Annotated in this window: 23 protein-coding genes; 4 read left to right on the top strand and 19 right to left on the bottom strand. The window is 58.5% G+C overall.

The window, feature by feature from the left end:
* Positions 1-6 precede the first annotated feature (6 nt).
* Entirely contained in the window at positions 7-756 is a 750-nt protein-coding gene (locus O2597_RS14580; RefSeq protein WP_269525987.1) for an SDR family oxidoreductase, read from the top strand.
* A gap of 619 nt (positions 757-1,375) precedes the next feature.
* Here the strand turns inward: O2597_RS14580 and O2597_RS14575 are convergent.
* The 3 genes from O2597_RS14575 to O2597_RS14565 all read right to left on the bottom strand — a co-directional run bounded on the left by O2597_RS14575 (position 1,376) and on the right by O2597_RS14565 (position 3,744).
* Positions 1,376-1,777: a PIN domain-containing protein gene (locus tag O2597_RS14575; protein ID WP_269525986.1), complete on the bottom strand. Its 402-nt coding sequence runs from the start codon at positions 1,775-1,777 to the stop codon at positions 1,376-1,378.
* The gene (locus O2597_RS14570) at positions 1,774-2,016 is read right to left on the bottom strand and encodes a DUF6364 family protein (protein ID WP_269525985.1); all 243 of its coding nucleotides are present in this window, start codon (positions 2,014-2,016) and stop codon (positions 1,774-1,776) included. The genes O2597_RS14575 and O2597_RS14570 overlap by 4 nt, the downstream gene beginning before the upstream one ends.
* 345 nt (positions 2,017-2,361) lie before the next feature.
* Positions 2,362-3,744 (bottom strand): cytochrome P450, encoded by a 1,383-nt coding sequence (locus O2597_RS14565; RefSeq protein WP_269525984.1) that lies wholly within the window; start codon positions 3,742-3,744, stop codon positions 2,362-2,364.
* Between the two features lie 479 nt (positions 3,745-4,223).
* Between O2597_RS14565 and O2597_RS14560 the strand changes: the two genes are divergently transcribed.
* From O2597_RS14560 to O2597_RS14550, 3 genes are all read left to right on the top strand, one after another.
* Positions 4,224-5,234 carry a DUF1152 domain-containing protein gene (locus O2597_RS14560; RefSeq protein WP_269525983.1) on the top strand — a complete coding sequence of 337 codons (1,011 nt, stop codon included), beginning with the start codon at positions 4,224-4,226 and terminating at the stop codon, positions 5,232-5,234.
* A 27-nt stretch (positions 5,235-5,261) separates the two neighbouring features.
* Positions 5,262-6,263 carry an aldo/keto reductase gene (locus O2597_RS14555; RefSeq protein WP_269525982.1) on the top strand — a complete coding sequence of 334 codons (1,002 nt, stop codon included), beginning with the start codon at positions 5,262-5,264 and terminating at the stop codon, positions 6,261-6,263.
* A gap of 318 nt (positions 6,264-6,581) precedes the next feature.
* Positions 6,582-7,148 (top strand): REP-associated tyrosine transposase, encoded by a 567-nt coding sequence (locus O2597_RS14550; protein WP_269525981.1) that lies wholly within the window; start codon positions 6,582-6,584, stop codon positions 7,146-7,148.
* A gap of 466 nt (positions 7,149-7,614) precedes the next feature.
* Here O2597_RS14550 and O2597_RS14545 read toward each other — a convergent pair whose 3' ends face one another.
* From O2597_RS14545 to nuoB, 16 genes are all read right to left on the bottom strand, one after another.
* The gene (locus O2597_RS14545) at positions 7,615-8,385 is read right to left on the bottom strand and encodes a creatininase family protein (RefSeq protein WP_269525980.1); all 771 of its coding nucleotides are present in this window, start codon (positions 8,383-8,385) and stop codon (positions 7,615-7,617) included.
* Positions 8,382-9,134, bottom strand: coding sequence for a hypothetical protein (locus O2597_RS14540; RefSeq protein WP_269525979.1), 753 nt, complete (start codon positions 9,132-9,134; stop codon positions 8,382-8,384). Before O2597_RS14540 ends, O2597_RS14545 begins: the two co-directional genes overlap by 4 nt.
* Positions 9,135-9,160: 26 nt before the next feature.
* Positions 9,161-9,964 carry a fumarylacetoacetate hydrolase family protein gene (locus tag O2597_RS14535; protein ID WP_269525978.1) on the bottom strand — a complete coding sequence of 268 codons (804 nt, stop codon included), beginning with the start codon at positions 9,962-9,964 and terminating at the stop codon, positions 9,161-9,163.
* Positions 9,965-10,273: 309 nt separating this feature from the next.
* Positions 10,274-11,779, bottom strand: a complete 1,506-nt coding sequence (locus O2597_RS14530; RefSeq protein ID WP_269525977.1) for an NADH-quinone oxidoreductase subunit N — start codon at positions 11,777-11,779, stop codon at positions 10,274-10,276.
* Positions 11,779-13,359 (bottom strand): complex I subunit 4 family protein, encoded by a 1,581-nt coding sequence (locus tag O2597_RS14525; protein ID WP_269525976.1) that lies wholly within the window; start codon positions 13,357-13,359, stop codon positions 11,779-11,781. Before O2597_RS14525 ends, O2597_RS14530 begins: the two co-directional genes overlap by 1 nt.
* 7 nt (positions 13,360-13,366) lie before the next feature.
* Positions 13,367-15,223 carry an NADH-quinone oxidoreductase subunit L gene (gene nuoL / locus O2597_RS14520; protein WP_269525975.1) on the bottom strand — a complete coding sequence of 619 codons (1,857 nt, stop codon included), beginning with the start codon at positions 15,221-15,223 and terminating at the stop codon, positions 13,367-13,369.
* A gap of 4 nt (positions 15,224-15,227) precedes the next feature.
* Positions 15,228-15,533, bottom strand: a complete 306-nt coding sequence (gene nuoK / locus O2597_RS14515; RefSeq protein WP_269525974.1) for an NADH-quinone oxidoreductase subunit NuoK — start codon at positions 15,531-15,533, stop codon at positions 15,228-15,230.
* Positions 15,534-15,552: 19 nt separating this feature from the next.
* Entirely contained in the window at positions 15,553-16,041 is a 489-nt protein-coding gene (locus tag O2597_RS14510) for an NADH-quinone oxidoreductase subunit J (RefSeq protein ID WP_425603762.1), read from the bottom strand.
* Positions 16,042-16,172: 131 nt separating this feature from the next.
* Complete coding sequence (locus O2597_RS14505; protein WP_269525972.1) at positions 16,173-16,724, bottom strand: NuoI/complex I 23 kDa subunit family protein; 552 nt, start codon at positions 16,722-16,724, stop codon at positions 16,173-16,175.
* 11 nt (positions 16,725-16,735) lie between these two features.
* Positions 16,736-17,830 carry a complex I subunit 1/NuoH family protein gene (locus O2597_RS14500; protein WP_269525971.1) on the bottom strand — a complete coding sequence of 365 codons (1,095 nt, stop codon included), beginning with the start codon at positions 17,828-17,830 and terminating at the stop codon, positions 16,736-16,738.
* A 21-nt stretch (positions 17,831-17,851) separates the two neighbouring features.
* Entirely contained in the window at positions 17,852-19,567 is a 1,716-nt protein-coding gene (locus O2597_RS14495; RefSeq protein ID WP_269525970.1) for an NADH-quinone oxidoreductase subunit G, read from the bottom strand.
* Positions 19,568-19,569: 2 nt separating this feature from the next.
* Complete coding sequence (nuoF, locus tag O2597_RS14490; protein ID WP_269525969.1) at positions 19,570-20,934, bottom strand: NADH-quinone oxidoreductase subunit NuoF; 1,365 nt, start codon at positions 20,932-20,934, stop codon at positions 19,570-19,572.
* Positions 20,935-20,937: 3 nt separating this feature from the next.
* Positions 20,938-21,417 (bottom strand): NADH-quinone oxidoreductase subunit NuoE family protein, encoded by a 480-nt coding sequence (locus O2597_RS14485; protein ID WP_269525968.1) that lies wholly within the window; start codon positions 21,415-21,417, stop codon positions 20,938-20,940.
* A gap of 42 nt (positions 21,418-21,459) precedes the next feature.
* Positions 21,460-22,701 (bottom strand): NADH dehydrogenase (quinone) subunit D, encoded by a 1,242-nt coding sequence (gene nuoD, locus O2597_RS14480; protein WP_269525967.1) that lies wholly within the window; start codon positions 22,699-22,701, stop codon positions 21,460-21,462.
* Positions 22,702-22,712: 11 nt separating this feature from the next.
* Positions 22,713-23,330 carry an NADH-quinone oxidoreductase subunit C gene (locus O2597_RS14475; protein ID WP_269525966.1) on the bottom strand — a complete coding sequence of 206 codons (618 nt, stop codon included), beginning with the start codon at positions 23,328-23,330 and terminating at the stop codon, positions 22,713-22,715.
* 3 nt (positions 23,331-23,333) lie between these two features.
* Positions 23,334-23,882, bottom strand: a complete 549-nt coding sequence (gene nuoB / locus O2597_RS14470) for an NADH-quinone oxidoreductase subunit NuoB (protein WP_269525965.1) — start codon at positions 23,880-23,882, stop codon at positions 23,334-23,336.
* Positions 23,883-23,931: the final 49 nt, after the last annotated feature.

Below are 23,931 nucleotides of genomic sequence, written 5' to 3'. Positions count from 1 at the left end.
AAAACCATGAAAAACACCACGAACATAGAGAATAAAACCATCCTCGTGACCGGCGCCAACCGCGGCATCGGCAAGACCATCACGGCTACGCTGCTGGACCGCGGCGCGAGCCGGGTCTATGCCGCCGTGCGCCGGGTCGACACGCTGAAGCCCCTACTCGAGCAATACGGGGACCGAGTGATCCCCTTGGAGGTGGATCTCCAGGACAATGCATCGATCCAAGCCGCTGCCAAGCGGGCAAGCGATGTCGACATCGTGATCAACAACGCCGGTGTGCTGCAAACCACTCCGCTCCTGAGCGAGGGGTCCATAGACTCCCTGAAATATGAACAGGACATCAATGTCTACGGCTTGATCCGCATCGCCATTGCCTTTGCCCCTGTGCTGAAAAGCAATGGCGGCGGCGCCATCGTGCAGCTGAATTCGGTGGCCTCCATCAAATCCTTTGAGGAGCTCGCCACCTACTCGGCCTCCAAAGCGGCATCGTATTCGATCACCCAGGCCCTGCGCGCCCTGCTGGAGGATCAAGGCACCCAAGTCGTCAGCGTCCATCCCGGCCCGATCGTCTCCGACATGAGCATCACCGCCGGAATGGATGACATCGCCGAACCGCCCACCGTCGTCGCCGACGCCATCATCGAAGCGCTCCAATCCGGAACCTTCCACGTTTACCCGGATGCGGTGGCAAAGCAGCTCGGCAGCGCCTACCAAAGCTACGCCGAAGCGATCATCGAACCCAAGCTGGTCGAAGCCTAAGCCAAACGAAACCATGCCCCGGCGTGAACCATCGCCGGGGCATATCTTGGATGACTCACGACTTCCCATTCCGAAAACTGTCCCATTCCGTGGCGTGTCCGCTCGCCGGACGCTTTGCGACGTTGTAAGCCATCCCTATCCAAACAGTATTCGTAGGCGATCTGCCTTCCTGTCCGCCATAGCTTTAGCGAAGGAGGAAGCCTGTCGCCCGCATGCGCAAACGGCAGCAACAGTCCACACGGTCGCGCGGCTAAAGCAACGCGACTACGTGGAACCGCTTCAGCCTGCAAGATCCGTGTCCATCCGCGTTCATCCGTGGTTAAAATCGACGGCTTAAACAGCGTTGGTTCATAACCGCCCGCTTCCTGCCTTCGCCAAGGCTACGGCGGGACGTGTCGCTCGAGAACGCGGAAAGCGCGGAGTTGGGTTCGATATAAAACCGACTCTCCCTCAAAGCTCTGCGTCCTCAGCGAACTCTGCGGTTTAACATAACAGAGTTGTAAGCATCATTCTGCCAATAATTATTCTGCCTTCACAACGCATCCAAATTGCGACCAATTCGGCGACCGATGAGCCCACTGAAGCCTAGCACGACGGCGGATGGAGGAGGCATCCATCCCTACCACTCGATCAACTGCGGCTCCATGGCTGGAACGCGCGACTGCTTGAAATCAGCGATGTTTCTAGTCGCGATGACGACCACATTCGTTTTCAGCGCAACCGCCTCGATCACAGCATCTTCGAAGTCTTTGATCTTACTTTGAAGCGCCTCCTCAATCTCCTGCTTGCGAAAGGTACCGACTGTGCAAATACGGAGCAGGTCATTCAAGAGCGATCGGGCCTTTGCTTCGCCACGATGCTTTTTAACGAGGTAATGCAGCGTCGTCACTGTGGTCGGGCAAATGATCCCGATTATCATTTTCTTCTCTGCGGCAGAAAGGATACGCGCGGAATCGAGTAGAAAGGGCTGACGGGCCAGCCAAACATCAAGAATCACGTTCGTATCGATCAGGACCCTCACAGATATTTATCCTCCAGATGCTTGCGATAGTCTTCGCGCTCATCCTCAAGATCAACATCGCCCAGCACGCCGACCATGGAAGCGGTAATTGCTCCGAGCTCGTCCAGCTCCGGATCATCTTCTGCCTCCGTAATGAAGTCACTGAAGATCCGCGAAACCGAGGTGCCCCGCTTGTGCGCAAGCTTTTTGGCCTTACGGATCACGGTATCGTCCATGCGCAATGTCAGCTTCGTTTGCATGACGTATAAATAAAGCCATTTATACGTCAAAGTCAATCACTGCGGCAAGGACGGATCGAAATCGCTGCCATATCAAGCCGTAGCCTTGGCGAAGGCTGGTCGCGCTTGCGCTACATTCATTCAAGCAAGCGCTCACTTGATGCGGACTTTCACACCATCCGCGTTCATCCGTGGTTAAAAATTACGGCTGACAACACAGCTGTTTCTTAACCGCACGCTTCCTGCCTTCACGACGCATCCAAATTGCGTCCAATTCGGCTTCAGCGTAAAGCCCTATTCGTGCCTATTCGTGCCCATTCGTGGTTTCAAATAACACGTCGCTGCTAGAATCATCCTGTGTTCCCCCTACTCCGGTCGTTCCGGCAGCTCTTTTCGCTTGTGGAAGCGCACGAGCAGCGGTTCTTCGGCGGGAGCGACGGCGGCGTCGTACTTGGCCTTCATCGAGGGTTTGGTGATGAACTCGATGTCGTAGTATTTGACCACGTCGGCAGTGAAGAGCGGCGGCTGGATGCGAGCGAGCGGGCTGCCCATACACTTGTGTTTGCCGCCGCCGAAGGTGCCGTGGACATCGCGCGCGGGCAGATCGGGGTCCTCGATGTAGCGGCTCGGGTTGAAGCGGTCCGGCTCCGTGTAGATGTCTTCGAGGAAGTGGGTCAGCGTGTGGAGGTGCAGGACGTCCGCATCACCCGGAATCTCGTAACCGCCGTAGGTGAAGCTTTTGGCGGTCATCCGGTTGAAGACCGGCACGCCCGGACGCAAGCGCTCGATTTCCAAAGTGGTGGCGCGCAGCTTCGGGTAAGGCTCGATCGTATTGAAGTTGTAGGGATCCCATGGCTCGAGTTCCTCACGCAGCTCCTTGAGCCAGGACTCGTCCATGTAGGTATGAATGAGCGACCAGGCCACGATCATGGACGAAGTGGTCGAACCGGCCATGAAGAGCTGCGATAAGTCGTGGATCATTTCATAGCGCGGAATGGGCGGTCCATCCGGATCGCGTGCCTGCAGAACGGCGGAGAGGATATCCTCTTTTTCCGGACCTTTGTTGCCCTCACGCTCATCGAGAATCGAGGCGAGGTATTTAAAAACCTTACGGCGGCGCATACGCTTCGGCGGGTACCAATACCAGAGCCATCGTTTCCAGCCGAGACTGGCGGACTTGAGCATCTCTTTATTACTGATAGCCATGGTTTCCGACATACCATCCGGCAAATCCTTCTGAATCAAAACGCGCGCCATCATGGCGATAATCGTCTGCATGCAGAAGATACGGAGATTAGTCACGCCATCCGGAAGACTGTCGATTTCCTTAAAGATCGCCTCACTCATCTTGCCTGTGTGAGGCATGATCACGCTGGGACGAAAACCCGGCAGCATACGGCGACGTTTGGCAGTGTATTCCTTGCCCTCGAGCTGATTTAGATAACGGTCACTAAACTGTTCTCTAAAGTGACGGTTTGTCTTGTAGTAGTTCCAGAGTTCGTGGTTGGTCCAGGTAAACTTGTTGGCATCCAAACCACCCATCGCGATCTGTTCGCGGCCGAAGAGTTTAACCCGGAAGACGGGTCCGTATTTGCGGTAGCCTTCCATGAACACATGGGTCGGATCCTTGAAGAAAGCCGCGTCGCTCGATCCGTCCGAAGAGCCCGGGGGAGCAAAGAAGGGGATCTCGCTGGCGGGTTTAATCACGACCTCGGCCGTGCCTTCTGTCTCTAGTGTTGCGTTAATCATGGGTCGCGGTCGCTAGCATCAGCTGTGCCAGAAAATATGAAGACACCCGTGACGAACCCCTCGTTCGAAAAACTTCAAACTTATGGCATGGAACTAGCTCCAAGTCCGGCATGCCAACCAGACAACCAGTTCAGTATTTCTTCATGATCCTGGGGAACGTTGGCTGCTGCCTTGGTCGGCGGCGTTAACCCCAGCAAGCCCGGTTTCCCGGAGAATTCGTGGACGCCAGCAAGCAATTGCCAGGCGGGGCTGCAACCGTCTGTGCCAATTTACCCGAAGTCATGCAGCACCCTCGGCAGGAGGGAATCCCTGCAGCAGACTTTTACCCAAGGACAGATTTACGACCTTGGCCACACACATAGCCGCTTGCCGGCTGCGCCAAATCGGAGTGGCGCGCCAGCAAGCGGCCCTTCGCAGGGCCCGGCCGCCAGACACACGGCAGAGCCGCCCCGCCTCACAACTACCAAAACGATTCAACCATGACACAGACATTGAAACCCTCCCTCCTGGAGGTTGCGCTCAAAAGCAAGCGAGGCCTGATACTCGGCCTTGGCGGCGGCGGAGACGTCATCCAAGGCATCCCGGTGGCGCGCCTCTTCCAGCAACTCGGCTTCGACGAAGTCTATATCGGCGGCGTGAGCTGCCAGTGGTGGATGCCGGACGGCAAGCCGCAATCGGACGTCTTCGGCACCTCTATCCTAGGCCCCACCATCTACGACATCCACCAGCTTTCAGACAGCGAGTTGCTGGCCCCGGAGATCCGCAGCGTGAACAGCAAGTCTGCCATCGGGACATGTCAGCCCGCGGAAGCGGTCCTCGCTGAAAGCCTGCCCGGCACCCCGTTCGTAGCCAGCCTGCGTCAAGGCACGGCCGGCTTGGCCGCCAGCCTCAAGGAATTTGTGGAGGCCAAAGGCATCGACATCGTTGTCGGCGTCGACATCGGATCCGACTCCTTCCACCGCGGCGACGAGGTGCAGCTGGCCCACACCTCACTGGTCGACTTCATGTCGATCGGTGCCCTCCTCGATCTGCCCTGCCCGATCTTTTACGGGGTCTCCGGCTATGGCTGCGACGGTGAAATGCAACTGCCCGAGCTGGATGAGCGGGTCGGCATCGTCATGAAAGCCGGCGGCTATCTGGGCGCCCACGGACTGACCCAGGGGGATGTGGCATCCATGCTCGAAGCCTGCGAAGCCTACCCGGACCCGGTTGAACCGCTGGCACCGCTGGCCGCGACCGGCGAGCTCGGCCTGCGGCGCGTCAACACCCATGGCCCCTGGGGCACACCCGTACATGTCAGCCCTCTGGCGGCGGTGATGATGTTTTTTGATCCTGCAATTATGGCTGCCGAAGTTTCCAAGGGGATACTGGCCCTGAAAAACACCACGAGCCTCGCGGAAGCCGAAAGGATTTTCTACGAGGATCTGGGCGAATTGCCCGAGTCGAGACTGCTCCCGACGGTTCGCTATTTCAAGGAGCCGGGGGAATAAAGGGAGGCATTCAGCAAACGTATCGCCATGCAATATACAAATCTAGGACACACGGACATCAAAACCTCAACCCTCGTGCTCGGCACTTGGGTGATCGGCGGATCCGACTGGGGCGGCAGTGATGAATCCGAATCGATCGAGGCCATCCATGCCTCCATCGACCAAGGCATCAACTTTATCGACACCGCACCGATCTACGGGACCGGCGAATCGGAACGCGTGGTTGGCAAGGCCATCGCCGGCAAGCGGGACCAGCTGGTCATCGCCAGCAAAGTCGGGCTACGCTGGGACCACGAGGAAGGCGAATTCAATTTCGAGGCCGAAGACGGCACTAAGATCTACAAGAACTTAAAGGCAGACAGCATCCGTCATGAAGTCGAGCAGTCACTGAAACGCCTCGGCACGGACTACATCGATTTACTGCAGACCCACTGGCCGGATGCCACCACCGGAATCGATGAGACCATGGAAACCCTGCTCGCGCTCAAGAAGGAAGGCAAGGTCCGGGCTATCGGCGCCTGCAACCTGACGACCGATCTGCTGCAACAGTATCTGGATGCCGGCCCCTTGGACACGATCCAGGAAAAATACAGCATGGTGGACCGGGAACTGGAAGCCGACCTCTTCCCCATGGCCAATGCCCAGGGCATGTCTATCCTCGCCTATTCCCCGCTCGGCATGGGACTCCTCACCGGCAAAGTCGGACCCGAGCGCAAGTTCGGCGCAGATGACATACGCTCATGGAGTCCACGGTTTACCGTCGAGTGCCGCCAACAGGTCGCCGCGCTGCTGGAACAGTTCGAACCGATCCGCGCGAAATACGAGGTGAGCCTGGCGCAGCTGGTCATTGCATGGACCGTACACCAACCCGTCATCAGTCATGTACTCTGCGGGGCCCGCAATTTGAAACAGGCCGAGGAAAATGCGATCGGAGGCAATCTTGAGATCAGTACCGAGGATGTGTCCGCGATGACCGCCATCCTTGAAGCCGCCAATCTTCAGCTGCCCCACCCCTTCAAAGGCGACTAGCCACAGCCGTTAATTTTCATCAGGTGTAAAGCAATCACATCCCTCCAACCGGGATCTTCATGGTATAAAAAGTAGGCAAGGCGTCCGGGTCCGAATCAAGGGCTCGGAGCCTTGCCTATAATTTTATAGATCATCCAACCCGTGGCGTGCCCGCTCGCGGGCGCCCGACCCACACCTAAATCGCGTACAACACCGCATCACCTACAACACAGCTGGCGTGCGCAAGCACACACACTACTGCCCGTGGCGTGCCCGCTCGCGGGCGCCCCAACCAATAAAAACTGGCAACACCTCTCGGAGCTCATTCAAATAACGCCAATGAGAAGATACAACCACCAAGGCACGGACCGGCTAAGGACAGGACGCATCTCGATTCCAGGCGCACGCTACTTCATTACAGTAACAACGAATGAAAGGAGAAAGAGACTTCATGCGCCAAACGTACGCACATGCATAGCTGCATCGCTAAAATCCCTCCATGATTCTGAAGACATTGAGCTATTTTGCGCAACCATCATGCCGGACCATGCACATTTGCTCTTCGCACTCGGGCAGAATTTAGGGCTCTCTCAAGTAATTGCGAAATGGAAACAGCAAACAAAGAGCCATCTAGAATCCCACAACCTGTCATGGCAGAGTAACTTTTACGACCATCGGCTCAGGACAAACAACATTCTCGAAGGTTTTGCACGATACATCTACCTGAACCCATACCGGAAAAATTTAGTCGAATTGAATCAAAGCTGGCCCGGTTGGATCTGCTATGAGAGCTACAAGCCTGAGTTCACTCTGTATCTAAAGAAGGGTATCGAACCACCAGTCGAGTGGCTACAAACATCCCCCCTGCTGGAAAAGATAATTCAAGACGATCTTTCGGAACAATAAACCCGAAGCATACTGCCCCCCCTCGTGGCGTGCCCGCTCGCGGGCGCCCAACCCATCTCCTAAATCGGCAGCAACACCGCATACCTACAACTCCGCAGGCGTGCGCAAGCGCACACACCACACTGCCCCCCCGTGGCGTGCCCGCTCGCGGGCGCCCGACCCACTCCTAAATCGGCAGCAACACCGCATCACCTACAACACAGCTGGCGTGCGCAAGCGCACACACCACACTGCCCCCCGTGGCGTGCCCGCTCGCGGGCGCCTCAACCCACACCTAAATCGGCATCAACACCGCACACCTACAACGCCGCAGGCGTGCGCAAGCGCACACACCACACTGCCCCCCGTGGCGTGCCCGCTCGCGGGCGCCTCACCCCACACCTAAATCGGCATCAACACCGTATCGCGTACAACACAACACCGCAGACGTGCGCAAGCGCACACAGCCCCCCCCTGGAAGCAACACTCAGTCGAACTTGCTCCGGATGATTCCGGCCAGCCCACGGGCGATGCCCTCGATCCAGCGGCGACCTTTCTCCGCACTGCCCGCCTTGGCATCCCCCATCGTGCCGGACTTTGAAATATCCAGTGTTTTCCATGCATAGGTGGCCGGCGCGAATTCCGCCTGCAGGCGGGATTTATTCTCCAGAGAGCCGATCCACTCGCAGTTGGCGACCGTCGGATCCGTCAGATCCGGCATGGCGGCATACAGCACCGAGGCCTCGAACTCCCCGGCATGGATACCGAAGGCCGCCTCACGCGGCGACGCCACATCCGGCTCGAAGCCCAGCGGCAGGAGATCGGCCAGCATGGCGTGTTCCAGCCGAAGCTCACGAACGAGGCTCTTCAAGACCGAGGCGTTGCCACCATGTGTATTAAGAATTCCGATACGTTGAAAACCCCACAGTTCCAACTGCAGGGCCACCGCCAGAACTTGCCGGCGGAGCGATTCCCGCGACAATATCAGGCTTCCGGGAAACCCGGTGTGCTCGTTGCTTTTGGCCACTTGAATCGGAGGGGCCACATAGACGGGCAAGTCCTGCGGCAACAGCGGCATGAGGTGGTCGAGAAAGATCTGTCCGAGAAGGGCGTCGACTCCGACCGGCAGGTGCGGTCCGTGCTGTTCGATCGCCCCCACCGACAACAGCACATAGGCGTCCTGCTTCGCCGGTAACGCCTCGATCTGCCGGAGCGTCATGGCCGGAAGGTAGCGTTCACGATAGGCCGGCCAGTTCATGACTCACCTCCGGCGTCCGGGGAAGATTCGGCAAGTGGTGGATGCCGGACCAGCTCCCCCAAGAGTGCGGACAAGTCTTCCGCAAGTGAAGACAGCAGTTCGACAACCGTCACTCCGGCCTCGATCTGGAGCGGCTCCGCCGGCCCCATCAACTCGGGAACGGGATCCAGTTCACCAGCCGAATAGACAGGCTCCGGCTCGGCATCACTGCCCAGTAATTCGGTCAGGATCTTCTGGAGCAACGAGCGGTCGCCGCTCCGCTGCGGATGAAAGTCCAAGCCCAGCCCGCTCAGGTTCACACAGAAGACCTGGAGATCGTGAGTGACCCGTAGATCCCGGGCAGCCACATCGATCCATTCCTCAAGAAAGGGACTGGTGTTGAACAGGACAAAGCGCCGGACCCCGCAGGCCGAAGCCGAAACAATCGTTTCTTCCAGGACTCGATGGGCGGCCTCGATATCCATTCCGAAACAAGTGCCACAGGACTGCCGCGGCGTGATCCGTAGCGGCGGTAACACGCGGAAGGACGCTTGGTCCGGCTTCAACTGCAAGGCGCGATCCAGCAGACAGGCCCCCAGGACCTCTTCGACATCCAGTGGTCGCCCCAACGCCCAGTCGGCAATCGAGTAGACCGGAAGAATCGCAATGCCCTGACTTTCCGCAAAGGCGGAAAATGCGGGCCAGCGCAAGGCATGCCAGGCAAAACGGTCCTCGCCGTGGTAAAGCTTATGTGAGCCGGGGGCAGTCATGTGTCAGACGCAAAATCGGTCGCTAGTCAGCACATCGGTTCCAGAACAACGGGATTCGTCAGACGACCAATCTTCTCGATTTCGATCGTCACTTCGTCGCCCGCCTGAAGAAAACGCTGCGGCTTCCGGGCGATGCCCACTCCGGGCGGCGTACCGGTCAGGATCAATGTACCGGCGGGCAAGGTCATACTGCCGCTGAGGAAGGCAATGAGCTCGGCGACGGAGAAGATCATATCCGAGGTATTGGAGGCCTGCACACATTCGCCGTTCAGTTCCGTACGGATGACCAGATTGTCCGGATCGGGAATTTCATCGGCAGTGACCAAGGCCGGCCCCAGCGGACAGAAGGTATCGAACGACTTCCCCTTGCACCACTGCCCCCCGCTGTAAATCTGCTGCCAGTCACGCGCACTGACGTCATTCGCGGCAGTATACCCGGCGACATAGTCGAGCGCGGTCTCCTTGCTCGCATTTTTACAGGGCTTCCCGATCACAACCGCCAACTCGCACTCGTAGTCCACCTGATCGCTGGGCAAATGCACCGGCAGTTCGATGGCCCCGCCGGGAGCCTGCAAACTGGACAGGTTCTTCATCGTGACAACCGGGTACTCCGGAATCGGCTTGCTCATTTCCTCCGCATGCTCGCGGTAGTTCAGCCCGATGGCAAAAATCACCGTCGGCTCGACCGGAGCCAACAGGCCGAGCGACTCCACCGGAACATCCGTCGGTGTAAAACCTTCGGCCAGTGACCCCGTACAGAGGGAGTAGTGCCCTTCCCGTTCCACGGCATAGCATGGACCGGATTCGGATAATAGACGAACAATACGCATGCTCTACCCTATACAGGAATCGGGCCATTTTGAAACGAAAGCACCCGAATCGCCAAAACAGGAAGATTCCGAGCGCCCCGCGCTGAGAGGTGAATGCGCTTTGTCATAGGATGACAAGACTCCCCAAAGCTCCTCCTCTTTTCAAGGGGAGGGGGACCGCGAAGCGGCCTGTCCTGAGCCTGCCGAAGGGTGGAGGGGTTTCAGTCCCAGCTATCTTCAACTGGAATGGGGGCTCTTGCTCACAAATCGACCGCAAAAAAAAAGCCGGTCGAAACCGACCGGCTTTTAGAAAGTCACTCGCAGTGCAGCCTAGGGCATGACCGGGAACACACCGGGGAACACACCGAGGATCACGGTCGCCACGACCAGCGCGCCAAGGATGAAGCGGTCCGCGGAGGTGTCGCGATAGCCGGTTTCCTGTACCACTTCCTCGGTCGGCTGACTGAAGAAGGCTTCGCGGATCCAGCCGAAATAGTAGTAGATGGAAATCACCACCCCGACGATCGCGATGCCCAGCAGGCCGTAGAGCCCGGCTTGGAAAGCGGCCACAAAGAGGAAGAGCTTACCGATGAAACCACCCAGCGGGGGAATGCCGGCCAGGGAACCCAGACCAAAGGCGAGCACGCCGCCAAGGAAGGGACGCTTGCGGGCGAAATTGCGGTAATCTTCCAGCTCCTGATTGGCATCTTCCTTTTTCGCAGCAATCGACATCACGCCGAAGACGGCGAAGGAAGCCAGCAGGTAGGTCACCAAATAGAAGATGACGGCATACTTGGCCCAGTGAATTTGCAGCGATGCGACCACCCCCAAAAGCAGGTAGCCGGCGTGCGCCACCCCCGAAAGGCCCATCAGGCGCTTCAGGTTACGCTGCGTCACGGCTGCGATATTGCCGAAGAGGATCGTGGCCGCCGCAATGAAGGAAAGGAAAGGAACGATCATGCTGCTCAGCCCGATGAAGGGACCGGTCACAAGCTGCAGTAGGACAATAAAGCCGGCCGCCTTAGAAGCCACGGCCAGATAGGCGGTCACCGGAGTGGGTGCACCCTGATAGACGTCGGGCACCCAGATCTGGAAGGGTACCGCACCGATCTTAAAGCAGATGCCGGCCACCACCAGCAAAGCCCCGACCCGTACGATCAGGTTGTCCGCATGCAGGATGATGAAATTCGTCAGTTCCGTAAAGTTGAGTGAATCCGTACTGGCGCCTTCCAAGGCGGGATTGCCGGCCACACCGTAGAGCAGCACGATCCCGAACAGAAGAATGGCCGAGCTCATGGCACCTAGGATCAGGTACTTCAGGCCGCCCTCAAGGGAAAGCGAACTGGTCCGGCAGTAGGCCACCAGCACGTAGAACGCGACGGTCACGGTTTCCAGTGTGACAAAGAGCATCACGAAGTTGCTGCTCTGGACGAGCAGCATCATCGCGGCGGAGATGATCATGACCAAGTGATAGAACTCGGTCTTCGCCAGCGATTGTTTGGAAAGATAGATCTGGCCGAGATAGCAGACTAGGATCGAACTGATGAGGAAGAAGATCCGCATCAGTTGGGTAATGTCGCTCTGATAGATCAGACCGCTGAAGAGCGTTTGCTCATGAAAGCCGAAGCAATTGGCCGCCGACCAGGTGACCGCGAGGATCAGGACCTGCCCCCAGATAGCGAGACGCGGGATGAGCCCCTGACGGGAAGCGGGAAGGACCATTTCAGCCGCGAGCATACTCAAGGCCAACACGGCCAGCATGATTTCAGGCATGATCGCGACCCATTCATTGGTCGCGGAGTAGCCGCGAAGGAGTTGAAGAAGCGAATCGTTCATTAGTGTGTGCCCTCCTCGTGTGCTTCGTGTTCAGACGGCAGTGCCGCAGTGTCATAAGCAGGGAGCTCGTTCTTAACAGGATACAGACCGGAGAGTTCCTGGTTCGCATCGTCGGAGAAAATACGGGGGAAGATACCGATCACCACCAAGGCCACCACCAATACGGTCGCCGGCAGCTTTTCAAAGCCCTTGATATCCTCGATGGGTTCGCTTTCCAGACGCTGGGCGAAAGACTCGGTCTTCGGTTGGCCGAAGAAAATATTGGCCACGGCACGGAGTCCGTAGATCGCGGAAATCACGATACCGAGCGCGGCGGGCAACACGATCCAGCTGGTGTGCTCACCGCCGGCCAATGCCGCAAAGATCGTAAACTCACCCCAGAAATTGCCAAAGCCCGGCAGACCGATGCTGGCCATCGAAGCCGCCACAAAGAAGGCCGCCAGTACCGGCGCCTTGGAAGCAAGCCCACCCATTTCCTTCATGTCGAAGGTCTGGCTGCGGTGGTAGATGCAGGTGGAAAGCATGAAGAGCAAAGCGACCGACAAGCCGTGCGCCACCATCATGAGCAGTGCGCCCCCGGCCCCAACCGCGGTGAAAGTCGCAATCCCAAGGAAAGCGTAGCCCATGTGCATCACGGAGCTGTAACCGAGCATCATCTTGAGGTCGCGCTGGGCCATGGTGACCAGGCCGATGATGACGATGTTGCCCAGTGCCAGCCAGACGATCCAGGGGAACCAGGCTTGTCCGCCCACCGGAAGCAGCGGCGCGGCAATTTGCAGCAGGCCGTACAAACCGAATTTCTTCAGCACGCCGGCGTGCAGCATGGCCGCACCGGTCGGTGCCACGGCATACCCCTTGGGTGCCCAACTGTGGAAGGGGAAGAGCGAAACAAGAATGCCGAAGCCGAAGAGCAGGAGCGCGAACAGGTTGCCCTGCACCGTGTCGGCCAGCGGTTGGGCGGCCAGGTAGTCACGAAGCACCGGCAGCGAGAAGGAACTCGCGCCGCTTTTCACATAGAGGGCAATCAGTCCGAGCAGCGAAAGCATCGCACCCAGCGTCAGGTAAATCGTCATCTCGATCGCCGCGCCGCGACGACCCGCACCACCCCACATGCCGATCATGATGAAGGTCGGGATCAGGGCGAATTCGTGGAAGAAGTAGAAGAAGAAGACGTCGACCGATGCGAAGGTGCCCATCAGGCCGCCTTGCATGAAGAGCAGGAGTGCGAGATAGAGGTGGAGACGCTCCGCCTTCGAATACATGGCGTAGAGCCCGGCCGCAAAGCCGACCACACCGGCCAGCATGAAGAGCGGCATGGAGATGCCGTTCAGTCCGAGGTGCAAATAGATGCCAATGGACTCCAGTCCGGTCGGCATCCGCATTTCAAAATTATAGCCGCCCACATTGGGTTGGAAGAGCCAATAAAGCAGCAGTCCGATGATCAGGGGCCAGCCAAAGCCGAAGGCGCTGATCGCACGCTGGGTCGCCGTCGACATCCGCGAACCGAATAGCAGGACCGCGCCGGCAGCCATAGGCGCCAGAATCGCGACGAGCAGGAAGAGTGAATTCGTATCAGGCATTGTGAGCTTAAGAAAAGATGGGCCAGATTGCGACGAACCAGAAGAGAATCAGTCCGGCGAGGAACCAGTATACATAACCATGGATGCTGCCGACATGCAGCGAGCGGGCACAGACGCCGATCAATCCGACGATGCCGGCGCTCCCCTTGACGAAGAGTCCCTTGATGATGAACAGGTCGAAGGCATTGAGCAGGTTGGCGAAAGGCTGCTGGATCTTGGCGACGTAGAAGTTGTAGATCTCGTCGAACCAGAGCTTGGCCTTGAGGAAATTGTAGACCGGTGCGAACTTGGTCGCGAGGCGGTCTTCCTTGGCTCCGGCCCCGTAGAAGAAAAAGGCGACCACAAGACCGAGTACACAGGCGGCACTGCCGAGCATCGTGACCTGGTGGTGCATCTCGGCGCCACCGGGCGCTTCATGCAGCGTATGCAGGTCGTGGCGGATGATCTCACCGAGCTGTTCCGGCCAGAATTGGGTCCAACCGCCGGCGACGGAAAGGACGGCCAGCACGATCAGCGGCACCAGCATGGAAAACCCGCTTTCGTGCGCATGCTCGGCGGCTTCCGACTTCGGCTTGCCAAGGAATACGATCCAGAGCAGACGGCCCATATAACCGGCGGTCAGCAGCGCACCGGCAGTCAGGAGGATAAAGAGCGTCTTGTTGTTCAGGCCGGCCGCGACCAGGATGTTATCCTTGGAATAGAAACCGGAGAGGCCGTAGACACCGCAAAGGGCAAGTGTACCGATGAAGAAAGTCAGCGAGGTGATCGGCATCTTCTTCAGGATGCCGCCCATCTTGAAGATGTCCTGCTCGTGGTGGCAGCCGTGGATCACCGAACCGGCACCGAGGAAGAGCAAGGCCTTGAAGAAGGCGTGCGTGATCAGGTGGAACAAGGCGATCCCCGGAAACCCGAGACCGAAGGCGGCGGACATGTAGCCCAGTTGGGACAGCGTCGAGTAGGCCAGGATCTTCTTGATGTCGTTCTGGGCGTAAGCGCAGAAACCGGCGTAGACCGCAACCGCGGTGCCGAGACAGGCAATGAAGGTCAATACGTTCGGCGGGAAAAGGAAATCGATGCGGATGAGGAAGTACACACCGGCCGCGACCATGGTGGCCGCGTGGATCAATGCGGAAACCGGTGTCGGACCCGCCATCGCGTCCGGCAACCAGACGTGCAGCGGGAACTGCGCGGACTTACCAATGAAGCCGCACATCAGCAGCGCGGCGATGCAGGCGCTGATCAATTCCGAGTTGGCGGCGACCACCCCCTGCATCTCGCTCAGGTTGACGGTACCGAAGTGCCAGTAGGCGTACACGATACCAACGAGGAAACCAAGGTCACCGATACGGTTGACGATAAAGGCCTTCTTCGAAGCGGCGGCCGCTTCCTCCGTATCCAGGTAGTGACCGATCAGCATGTAGGAGCTGAAACCGACCAGTTCCCAGAACACGAAGATCATGATCAGGTTGTCGGCCAGCACGATCCCCAGCATGGAGAACATGAAAATGGACAAGCCGCCGAAGAAACGGCCGCGGGCCTTGTCTTCCGCCATGTAGCCGAGACTGAAGACATGGATCAGGAAACCGACGAAGGCGACCATGGACAACATGGTGACGGCCACGCCGTCGAACAAGTAGCCCATGGACACATTGAAGTTGCCGAACTGGAGCCAGTCCCAGGCGACGGTGACGCTCCCGCCCTCGCTGCCACGAATGGCCATGAACGAGAAAGCGACGATGGCAGCGGCGGCCAGCACGGAGACATAGGATGCGATGACACCACGACGTCGCCCGAAGAGCGTGATCAGGAACGCGGACAGGAGCGGCGTGAGGAGGACGGCGGTGAGTAGCTGTGGAACGGTCATGGCGCTAACGGCTCAAGGCATTCAATTCGTTAACCATCACGGTCTGGCGCCGGCGGAACAGCGCCACGATGATGGCAAGACCGACAGCCACTTCGGCAGCGGCCACGGTGATGATGAAAAAGACAAAGATGTTTCCGTCCATCGTGCCGTTATACCGGGAAAAGGCGACCAGCGCGAGGTTGATGGCGTTGAGCATGAGCTCGAGCGACATGTAGATCACCAACGTGTTCTTGCGCAGCAGCACACCCAGCAGGCCGATTGCAAACAGCAAACCGGAAACAAGGAGAAAGGCATTCAGTCCGACGGTCATGGTATCGAGATCCTAATTCTTATTGTTCAGCCTTCGGTTTCTTGCTGACCACGATCACACCGATCATGGCAGCGAGCAGAAGGAAGCCCGTTACTTGGAACGGAAGCATGTACTTCGTAAAGAGGCTGTAGCCAAAAGACTTGGCCGAGGTGGTAAAGGCCAGCGCGCCGCCCTCGCCTGCGGGATTGGCAACGACCGGCAGCATGCCGGGCTCGGGCAGGTGCGCCCCACCGACAAAGGCTTGGCAGACCAGGATGGCCACCAGCGCGAAACCGACGAAGGAAGCGGCAATCGTCAGCTTGCCCTTGGTGAAGGTGCCACCCTCCCCTTTATCCACATCAAGGAGCATGATGATAAAGAGAAAGAGCACCATGACCGCACCGGCGTAAACCAGCACCTGGAGGATCGCGAGGAAGTAGGCCTCGAGGAGCACGAATAGCGCGGCGGTGCTGACAAAGCTGACAATCATGCACATCGCACCGTTCACCGCGTTCGGGCTCAGCACCATGCAGAGCGCGGACACCAGCGTGATCGCTGCAAAAACGTAAAAGAGTATGTCTACCATGGAAATTGTTGTTTGTTGGCCGATGACAGATGGAAGAAATGTCCTTTCCCCAGGCGTCTGTTCTCCGTGCCCGATTAATGATGGGCGTTGCCCGCCTCCTCTGCGGCCTTCTTTTTGTCCCACTTGAAGTGCTTGTCCGGAAGGGTGCCTCCCAACTCGTACAGCTTGTCCTTCTTGTTGATCATCTCTTCACGGCTGTAGCCGGAAAGCGAGAAGATGTCCTGGAGGAAGATCGCCTCCTCCGGGCAGACCTCCTGGCAGAGGCCGCAGTAAATGCAGCGCAGCATGTTGATTTCGAATTCCTGCGGCGCTTTTTCCACGTGCGCGCGCTCCGGTTCGGCGTCGGCATCGATTTCACCCGGGGTGATGCGGATCGCCTTGGGCGGACAGACGAATTCACAAAGCTGGCAGGACACACACTTTTCGCGTCCGTTCGGATCCTTCACCAGCGTTGGGACACCACGGTAGCCATCGGGAATCGGAGGGCGCTCGTCCGGATACTGAAGGGTCACCGTCTTTCCGAACATATTGCCCAAGGTCGTCTTGAGCCCGGTCACAATCTGCGGAAGGAAGGTCTTTTCCGCGAAGCTCAGCGGCTTTCGTTCGAGAACTTTTGTCTTAGCCATAGTCTTAGCGGTTATAATTTGTCGATCAGGGCGATCAGGATGACGTTGAACACAAGGTTACCAATCGCCAGCGGCAGCAGGATCTTCCAGCCCAGCGACATCACTTGGTCGTAACGGAAGCGCGGCAGCGTCCAACGAACCCAGATGAAGAAGAAGATCATGAAGAAGACCTTGCACATGAACCACAGGACGGAGAGAACCGCTCCGCCATAGCCGTCGGACCAGGGATCCGGCACCCAGGGCAGGAAATTCCAGCCGCCGAGGAAAAGCAGGACGAAGAGGGCGGAGCCCATGATCACGTGGGCGTATTCCGCCACGAAGAAGAGACCGAACTTGAAACAGCCGTACTCCGTGTGGAAACCACCGACGAGGTCGGTTTCGGATTCCGCCATATCGAAGGGCAGGCGGTTGGTTTCCGCAAAGACCGCCACGAGGAAGATCAGGGCGGACAGCGGCTGCCAGAGCACCAGCCAGGGGCCGGTTTGCGACTGGACCACACCGAAGAGGGAGAGGCCGTACTCGGAACCCGGAGCAGCCGACCAGATGAAGACCGGCAGGAGCGCCAGGCCCATGGCCAGCTCGTAGGAAATCATTTGCGCGGACGCGCGGATGGCGCCGAGGAAAGGATACTTACTGTTGGAGGCCCAACCGGCGAGGACGATCCCGTACACACCGAGCGAGGAAACCCCGAGGATGAAGAGCATGCCCACATCGATATTGGCGAGAACCAGCGGCTGAACCGCGCCACTCGGGTCCACATAACGGCCGAAGGGAAGCACCACCATGGTGGTCAGGGCCGGAGCCAAGGCCAGTACCGGCGCCAGGTAGAAATAGGTGTGCTTCACATGGCCCGGAGTGATTTCCTCCTTGAATAGGAACTTCAGACCGTCAGCCACGGGCTGGAACAGGCCCAGGCCGGTCATCAGGTTACCCAGAACCGGGATCTGGCCGAGGATCGGCAGGCGGGTGCGGTTGGGACCGACGCGCCCCTGGATCCAGCTGGATACCTTGCGCTCGGCGAGCACAGAGTAGCTGCAGAGCCCCATGAATACGGAGATCATCGCCAGGGAAAAGGCGATCGGCAGTATCATTGCGAGTAAGGTCATTGGAAAGGTCGACGACTGGAATTAGGCGGTGGCGGTTTGAGCAGCCTTGAAAGCCTCGGGATCGTATTTCAGATTCTTGGTTTCAACGAAAGGCAGATCGAGGAAGGCGGTCGGATCGACGGCTTGGCCCAAGGCCGGTATGCCGCTCCAACTGAAGCCGGAGAACGGGCTCACCTGGGCGGAAAGGCGCTCCCAGACGGTTTCCAGATTGAGCGCGGCAGGCTTTTCGTCAGCCAGCGGCGCGACGACCTGCTCCAGCATCTGGTAATCCGGAAGGATGCCCTGCGGGCCCGGAACGGCCGACTTGAAGGCCTGCAGCCGGAAGCTCTGGTTGACGAAGCTGCCCTCCTTTTCGAAGACCATCAGCGACGGAAGCACCACCTTGGCCTTCTTGCTGGTCGCATTGGCGTGCGTACCAACGTAGATGATCTTCACCTTTGAAAGTGACTCCGCGGGAATGCCGAGCTCGGTGACATCCTCATTGACCACGAACAGGGTCTTGATCGCACCGGATTGGATATCCGCGGCAATGCCGGAAAGGTCCGCTTCGGGAAGCTTGTCGGTCAGGCCGGTGAGGAGTGCGCCACGCAGATTGGGTGTGCGGTCCTCGGAAAGTAGGATCCCGTCCCCTTCCCCGTTGTGGCTGACCAGGGAAACACCGGCGCCGGTGCGCTCGGCCAGAGTCTTGTAGAAAAACTGTTCTTCGACCGAGCTGGCGGCGGAACCGACCAGTGCGACACCGCCGGCCTTAAGCAATTCGGTCGTCGCGGCAACCGCGTCGTCCAGCGTCTTCTGCACGCCGTCAACCGTGTAGTGGGTCAGGCGGTCTTCCGACTCGACCAACTTATAGAGCGCGCGGCCCGAATCGGTCATCCAGCAGTCGTTCACATCGTCATTGCGGCGCGGTGTGACCCGGTAGATCTTGCCCTCGCGGCTCCAGATCTCGGTGTTCGCGCCCACGCTGCTCTCGGTACAAATGCTGGGTGTACGCTTGAGGAACCAGACCCGCATCTTAAAGCGGAAGTCGGTGCTGGTGAGGGCGCCGACCGGGCAAATGTCCACCGTGTTGAGCGAATAGTTGTGCTCAAGCTCGCGGCCCGGATAGCAGGTCAAAGTCGAATAGGTGCCGCGATCCACGAAACCGAGCACGTCGTCCTGCGCGATCTCCTTGCTGAAACGGATGCAGCGCGAGCAGAGGATGCAGCGCTCGTCGTCGAGCGTGACCCGGGGCCCGAGCTTCGTGCGCTTGGGCTTGACGTTCTTCTGCTCGGTAAAGCGGCTGTAGCCCCGGCCGTGCTCGGCGGAAAATTCCTGCAGGCGGCACTCCCCGGCCTGATCACAAATCGGGCAATCCAGCGGGTGGTTGATCAGAAGGAACTCGGTCACCCCGTTGCGGGACTCCTTGACCATCGGAGAGTCGGTCTTGATGTGCATCCCGGGCGCAGCCGTCGTCGCACAACCGATAGTCGGCTTCGGCATCCAGCCGATCTTCTGCTTGCCGTCTTCGTCGAGAATCGCCTCGCCGGTCGCACGGTCACGCATCGGCATGCCCATTTCCACCATGCACATGCGGCAGTTACCGACCACGGACAGCTTCGGATGATAGCAATAGTGCGGAACTTCCTTGCCTTTGCCGACGCTCTTGACCGCCTCGATGATATTGGTGCCCTTGGGCACCTCGACGTCCTTGCCATCAATATTGATGGTGATTGTTTCAACTGTGCCGTTGTCGCTCATGGCTAAATAAGTGTCGTCTCCTTGGCAGGTTCCTGGCCGTCCTTGCGGCGGGCCGCTTGTTCGCGGGCTTTCTCCACGAACTCATCCTTGAATTTTGCAATAAAGCTCTGGACCGGCCATGAGGCCGCTTCCCCGAATGCGCAAATGGTGCGTCCCGCGATCTGGTCGGCGATGCTCTTCAGCAGGTCGGCGTCCTCCTCGCGGGCGTTGCCGTCGCACATGCGTTGGGTCACCTTCCGCATCCACGGCACCCCTTCACGGCAGGGTGTGCATTGGCCGCAGCTTTCGTGGGCGTAGAAATAGTTGATGTTGGCGAGCGCCTCGACCATGTCGGTCGTGTCGTCCATCACGATCACCCCGCCGGATCCGGACATGGATCCGCAGGCCATCAGGCTGTCGAAGTCCATCGGGATGTCCTCGATGCCCCAGTCGAATTCCGTGCCGTCCTTCAACTTGCCCTTGAAGCGCTCGTCGGCGCGCAGGATCTTGGCGGAAGAACCACCGGGAATCACGGCCTTCAGCTTGCGGCCCGGCTTGAGCCCGCCACAGACGTCGTAGATCAACTGGCCGAGCGTCACCGCGGCACAGGGAAATTCATAGTAGCCCGGCTTTTGCACATGACCGGAGACACACCAGATACGGGTGCCGGTATTACCGGGCGTGCCGATCTTGGCGAACTCCTTGCCTCCCATTTCCACGATGTGCTTCACATCGCAGAGGGTCTCCACGTTGTTCACAATGGTCGGACACTGGTACAGGCCGAGGGCGGCGGGGAAATACGGGGGCTTGATCCGCGGATTCGCGCGGAAGCCTTCGAGCGATTCGATCAGGCCGGTTTCCTCACCACAGATGTAAGCGCCCGCCCCGCGGTGCACGATGATGTCACAGGAATAACCGGAACCGAGGATATTGTCGCCCAGGAAATTCTTCGCCCGGGCTTCCTCGATCGCACGCTCAAGAATCTTGTAGCCTTCGAAAAATTCACCGCGGATGTAAATGAATGCCAGCTTTGCCTGGATCGCAAAGGCCGAGCACATCATGCCCTCGATCAACTGGTGCGGATCCTTGTGCACGATCTGGCGGTCCTTGAAGGTGCCCGGCTCGGATTCGTCACAATTGCAGATCAGGTAGATCGGCTTGCCGGACTTGCGGTCGAGGAACTTCCACTTCATCCCCGCCGGGAAACCGGCACCACCACGGCCACGCACCCCGGAATCCATCACTTCCTGACAGATGTCCTCCGGCTTCATCGTCACCGCCTTCTTCAACTGCTCGTAGCCGCCATTCTTGACGTAGCAGTCGATATCGTTGGTGTAACCCGGCTCGTCGATGTGCTTGAAAATGAGACGCTTTTCTTCGAGGGCCATGGTTTAAAGTTCTCCCTTCTTCATTTTGGCTGCGAGTTCGCTGGCCTTGTCCGGATCGATGTCGGTGTATTCGTCTTCGCCGATCATCACCACCGGCGCCTTGCCGCAGTCCGCGTGGCATTCGACGTATTCGATCGTCACCAACCCGTCCTCGCTGGTGTGGCCGACCTTGCAATCGAATTCTTCTTCGAATCGCTTGCAGGTCTTGTAGGCACCGGCCAGGGCACAGGGCAGCGTGCGGCACACCCGGACGTGGTACTTGCCGGTGGGCTCGGTGCGAAGCATCGGATAGAAAGTCACAATCTCGATGATATTGATGGGCTGGAGATCCAGACGCGCGGCGATCCACTCCATGGCCTCGTTCGAGAGGTAGCCCTGATCTTCCTGAACCAAGTGACAGAGCGGCAGTGCGGCACTGCGCTTGGTCGGGTAGCGCGGCACGAGCTTGTCAATTTTCTCGATGGTTTCGGGTTTTAGATTCATTGATGTCTCAGTTACCGGTTTTCAGTTCTCCAGTTGCCGGTTTTAGCGGTCACATTCACCCATCACGAAGTCGAGCGATCCGAGGATCACGGTGATGTCGGTCAGGTAGTGTCCCGGAATAAGTTTTTCCAGGATGCTCAAATTACAGAAGGACGGGCCGCGGATCTTCAAGCGGTACGGCACGCCCCCACCCTTGGAAACCACGAAGAAGCCGAGCGCCCCCTTCGGGTTTTCGGCTTCGAAGTAGACTTCGCCGGCGGGGATCTGCGGGCCCTCGGTCACGATCATGAAGTTCTGGATCAGTTCCTCCATGCTGGTCAGCACCTTGGCCTTCTGCGGCGCGAAGATCTTCTTCGCGTCTTCCGCATAGTAAGGACCGTCCGGGAACTTATCGATGATCTGCTTCACGATACGCACACTTTGGCGAATTTCCTCCGCCCGCATCAAATAGCGGTCATAACAGTCCCCATTCGTGCCGATCGGCACATCGAAATCAAAGTTCTCGTAGCCCAGGTAGGGCTTGTCCTTGCGCAAGTCCAGATCCACACCACAGGCGCGCAGGTTCGGACCGGTCATGCCGTAGGCAATCGCGTCTTCCTTGGAAATGACGCCCACCCCGACGGTCCGGTCCATGAAGATCCGGTTGCGGGTGAGCAGCTTGTCGATCTGGTCCATGAGCGGCAGGACACCGCGGCAGAAATCATTGACCCGGCCGAGCCAACCTTCAGGGATATCGCGGGCCACCCCGCCAATCCGCGTATAGCTGGTGGTGAAACGGGCGCCGGTCAGTTCTTCGAAGAGCGTGTAGAGCTTCTCGCGCTCGGTAAAGGTATACATGAACACGGTCCAGGCACCGGCATCCATCCCGTAAACCCCGACTCCCAGCAAGTGGGAAGAGATACGGGCCAGTTCGCAGCAGAGCACACGGATCGCCTGACAACGTTCCGGCACTTCCAGGTTGGCGAGCTTCTCCACCGCCATGGCATAGGCCACGTTGTTGGAAAGCGGTGCGAGATAGTCGAGACGGTCCGTGTAAGGCACGAACTGGTTGTAAGTCATGTTCTCCGCAATCTTCTCTTCACCGCGGTGCAAGTAACCGATGACCGGTTCGCACTTGGTCACGACATCACCGTCCAGCTCCATTTTCAGTCGGAGCACCCCGTGCGTCGTCGGGTGGGAGGGGCCCACGTTCAGGGCCATGGTTTCACCTTTAAGCTCCGGTTCGAGCTCTTGGTTGCGGGCGGCGACGTCGCCGAGGGAAATTTCGTGTGTGGTCGTTGCCATGCCTTAAATCCTTAGTCCTCGGTGGGTTTTTCCTTGTGCTCGTTCCAGCTTTGGTCTTTCGCCCGTGGCTCGGTCTGGCTCATGGGGCCATCGGCGGAAGAGACGAACGGCCCGCCCGCCATCGGCGCAGGCAAGACCTTGGCCTGGGTCACTTCGGCCACATCCTCAGCCGGGAACGGCACTTCGATACCGGACAGAGGGAAGTCCTTGCGCAAGGGATGGTAGGGATAGTCGTCCCACATGAGAATACGCCTCATGTTCGGGTGACCTTCATATCGTATCCCCATCAAGTCATAGGTTTCGCGCTCATGCCAGTTAGCAGAAGGAAACAAGCCGGCCAAACTGGGAAGGCCGGGATGAATGCTATCCGTGCAATCGACCGCGACGCGCAGGTATTCGTGCTTCGACGTCGAAAGGAAATGATAGATCCCGGTGAAACGCGGGCTGGCCGCATCCCAGTCGATCGCGGTCACATCCACCAGCATGTCGTAGCCGAACTCGTCACGCAGCGCAGTGCAGAACTCGATCAGCTTGTCCGCTGGACAATTGACGGCATCATGATCCGAGCTGGCGCGCTCGGTTAAATACTCGAAACGCTCCTTCAACAGAGCCAAGTCGCTCTCAGCCATAGTTTACGCGTCCTTTCCGACTCCAGCCAACTCAGGGGAGGTCTTGGCCGTTTTGGCAGTCAAGTTCTTGAGCGAACGTTCTCGCCCAATCTTGTCCTGCAATTTAATCATTGCATCCAACAAAGCTTCCGGCCGCGGAGGGCAGCCACTAATATAGACGTCCACCGGAACGATCCGGTCCACCCCCTGCAGGGTGGCGTAGGAGCGGTACATCCCGCCCGTACTGGCACAGGCACCCATGGCCACGACCCATTTGGGATCCCCCATCTGGTCGTAGATCCGGCGAATCACCTCCGCCATCTTGTAAGTCACCGTCCCGGAAACGATCATGCAGTCCGCCTGTCGCGGCGAAAATCGCATGACTTCCATGCCAAATCGGGAGATGTCGAATCGGGAAGCCCCCACCGCCATCAGCTCGATCGCACAGCAGGCCAAGCCCATTGGCATCGGCCAGACCGAGTGCTTTCGTATCCAGTTAATAACAGCATCCGCTTGAGTGACAATTACTTCGCCCTCAATCTTACTGTCATACGCTACGGTTTGTTTTTGCATGCTACTCACGGAGCCGGTTTCTTGGGTTCCTCAAAACCTGTGGAACTTA

It is taken from the genome of Coraliomargarita parva, from assembly GCF_027257905.1.
Taxonomy (GTDB): Bacteria; Verrucomicrobiota; Verrucomicrobiia; order Opitutales; family Coraliomargaritaceae; genus Coraliomargarita_A; species Coraliomargarita_A parva.
This window is presented reverse-complemented; position numbering and strand designations above follow the sequence as displayed.

Bases quoted from the DNA above. Each gene is read 5' to 3' on its own strand.
- O2597_RS14580 (WP_269525987.1), top strand. From the start codon at position 7: ATGAAAAACACCACGAACATAGAGAATAAAACCATCCTCGTGACCGGC.
- O2597_RS14570 (WP_269525985.1), bottom strand. From the start codon at position 2,016: ATGCAAACGAAGCTGACATTGCGCATGGACGATACCGTGATCCGTAAG.
- O2597_RS14565 (WP_269525984.1), bottom strand. From the start codon at position 3,744: ATGATTAACGCAACACTAGAGACAGAAGGCACGGCCGAGGTCGTGATT.
- O2597_RS14560 (WP_269525983.1), top strand. From the start codon at position 4,224: ATGACACAGACATTGAAACCCTCCCTCCTGGAGGTTGCGCTCAAAAGC.
- O2597_RS14555 (WP_269525982.1), top strand. From the start codon at position 5,262: ATGCAATATACAAATCTAGGACACACGGACATCAAAACCTCAACCCTC.
- O2597_RS14550 (WP_269525981.1), top strand. From the start codon at position 6,582: ATGAGAAGATACAACCACCAAGGCACGGACCGGCTAAGGACAGGACGC.
- O2597_RS14545 (WP_269525980.1), bottom strand. From the start codon at position 8,385: ATGAACTGGCCGGCCTATCGTGAACGCTACCTTCCGGCCATGACGCTC.
- O2597_RS14540 (WP_269525979.1), bottom strand. From the start codon at position 9,134: ATGACTGCCCCCGGCTCACATAAGCTTTACCACGGCGAGGACCGTTTT.
- O2597_RS14535 (WP_269525978.1), bottom strand. From the start codon at position 9,964: ATGCGTATTGTTCGTCTATTATCCGAATCCGGTCCATGCTATGCCGTG.
- O2597_RS14530 (WP_269525977.1), bottom strand. From the start codon at position 11,779: ATGAACGATTCGCTTCTTCAACTCCTTCGCGGCTACTCCGCGACCAAT.
- O2597_RS14525 (WP_269525976.1), bottom strand. From the start codon at position 13,359: ATGCCTGATACGAATTCACTCTTCCTGCTCGTCGCGATTCTGGCGCCT.
- nuoL (WP_269525975.1), bottom strand. From the start codon at position 15,223: ATGACCGTTCCACAGCTACTCACCGCCGTCCTCCTCACGCCGCTCCTG.
- nuoK (WP_269525974.1), bottom strand. From the start codon at position 15,533: ATGACCGTCGGACTGAATGCCTTTCTCCTTGTTTCCGGTTTGCTGTTT.
- O2597_RS14510 (WP_425603762.1), bottom strand. From the start codon at position 16,041: ATGGTGCTGAGCCCGAACGCGGTGAACGGTGCGATGTGCATGATTGTC.
- O2597_RS14505 (WP_269525972.1), bottom strand. From the start codon at position 16,724: ATGGCTAAGACAAAAGTTCTCGAACGAAAGCCGCTGAGCTTCGCGGAA.
- O2597_RS14500 (WP_269525971.1), bottom strand. From the start codon at position 17,830: ATGACCTTACTCGCAATGATACTGCCGATCGCCTTTTCCCTGGCGATG.
- O2597_RS14495 (WP_269525970.1), bottom strand. From the start codon at position 19,567: ATGAGCGACAACGGCACAGTTGAAACAATCACCATCAATATTGATGGC.
- nuoF (WP_269525969.1), bottom strand. From the start codon at position 20,934: ATGGCCCTCGAAGAAAAGCGTCTCATTTTCAAGCACATCGACGAGCCG.
- O2597_RS14485 (WP_269525968.1), bottom strand. From the start codon at position 21,417: ATGAATCTAAAACCCGAAACCATCGAGAAAATTGACAAGCTCGTGCCG.
- nuoD (WP_269525967.1), bottom strand. From the start codon at position 22,701: ATGGCAACGACCACACACGAAATTTCCCTCGGCGACGTCGCCGCCCGC.
- O2597_RS14475 (WP_269525966.1), bottom strand. From the start codon at position 23,330: ATGGCTGAGAGCGACTTGGCTCTGTTGAAGGAGCGTTTCGAGTATTTA.
- nuoB (WP_269525965.1), bottom strand. From the start codon at position 23,882: ATGCAAAAACAAACCGTAGCGTATGACAGTAAGATTGAGGGCGAAGTA.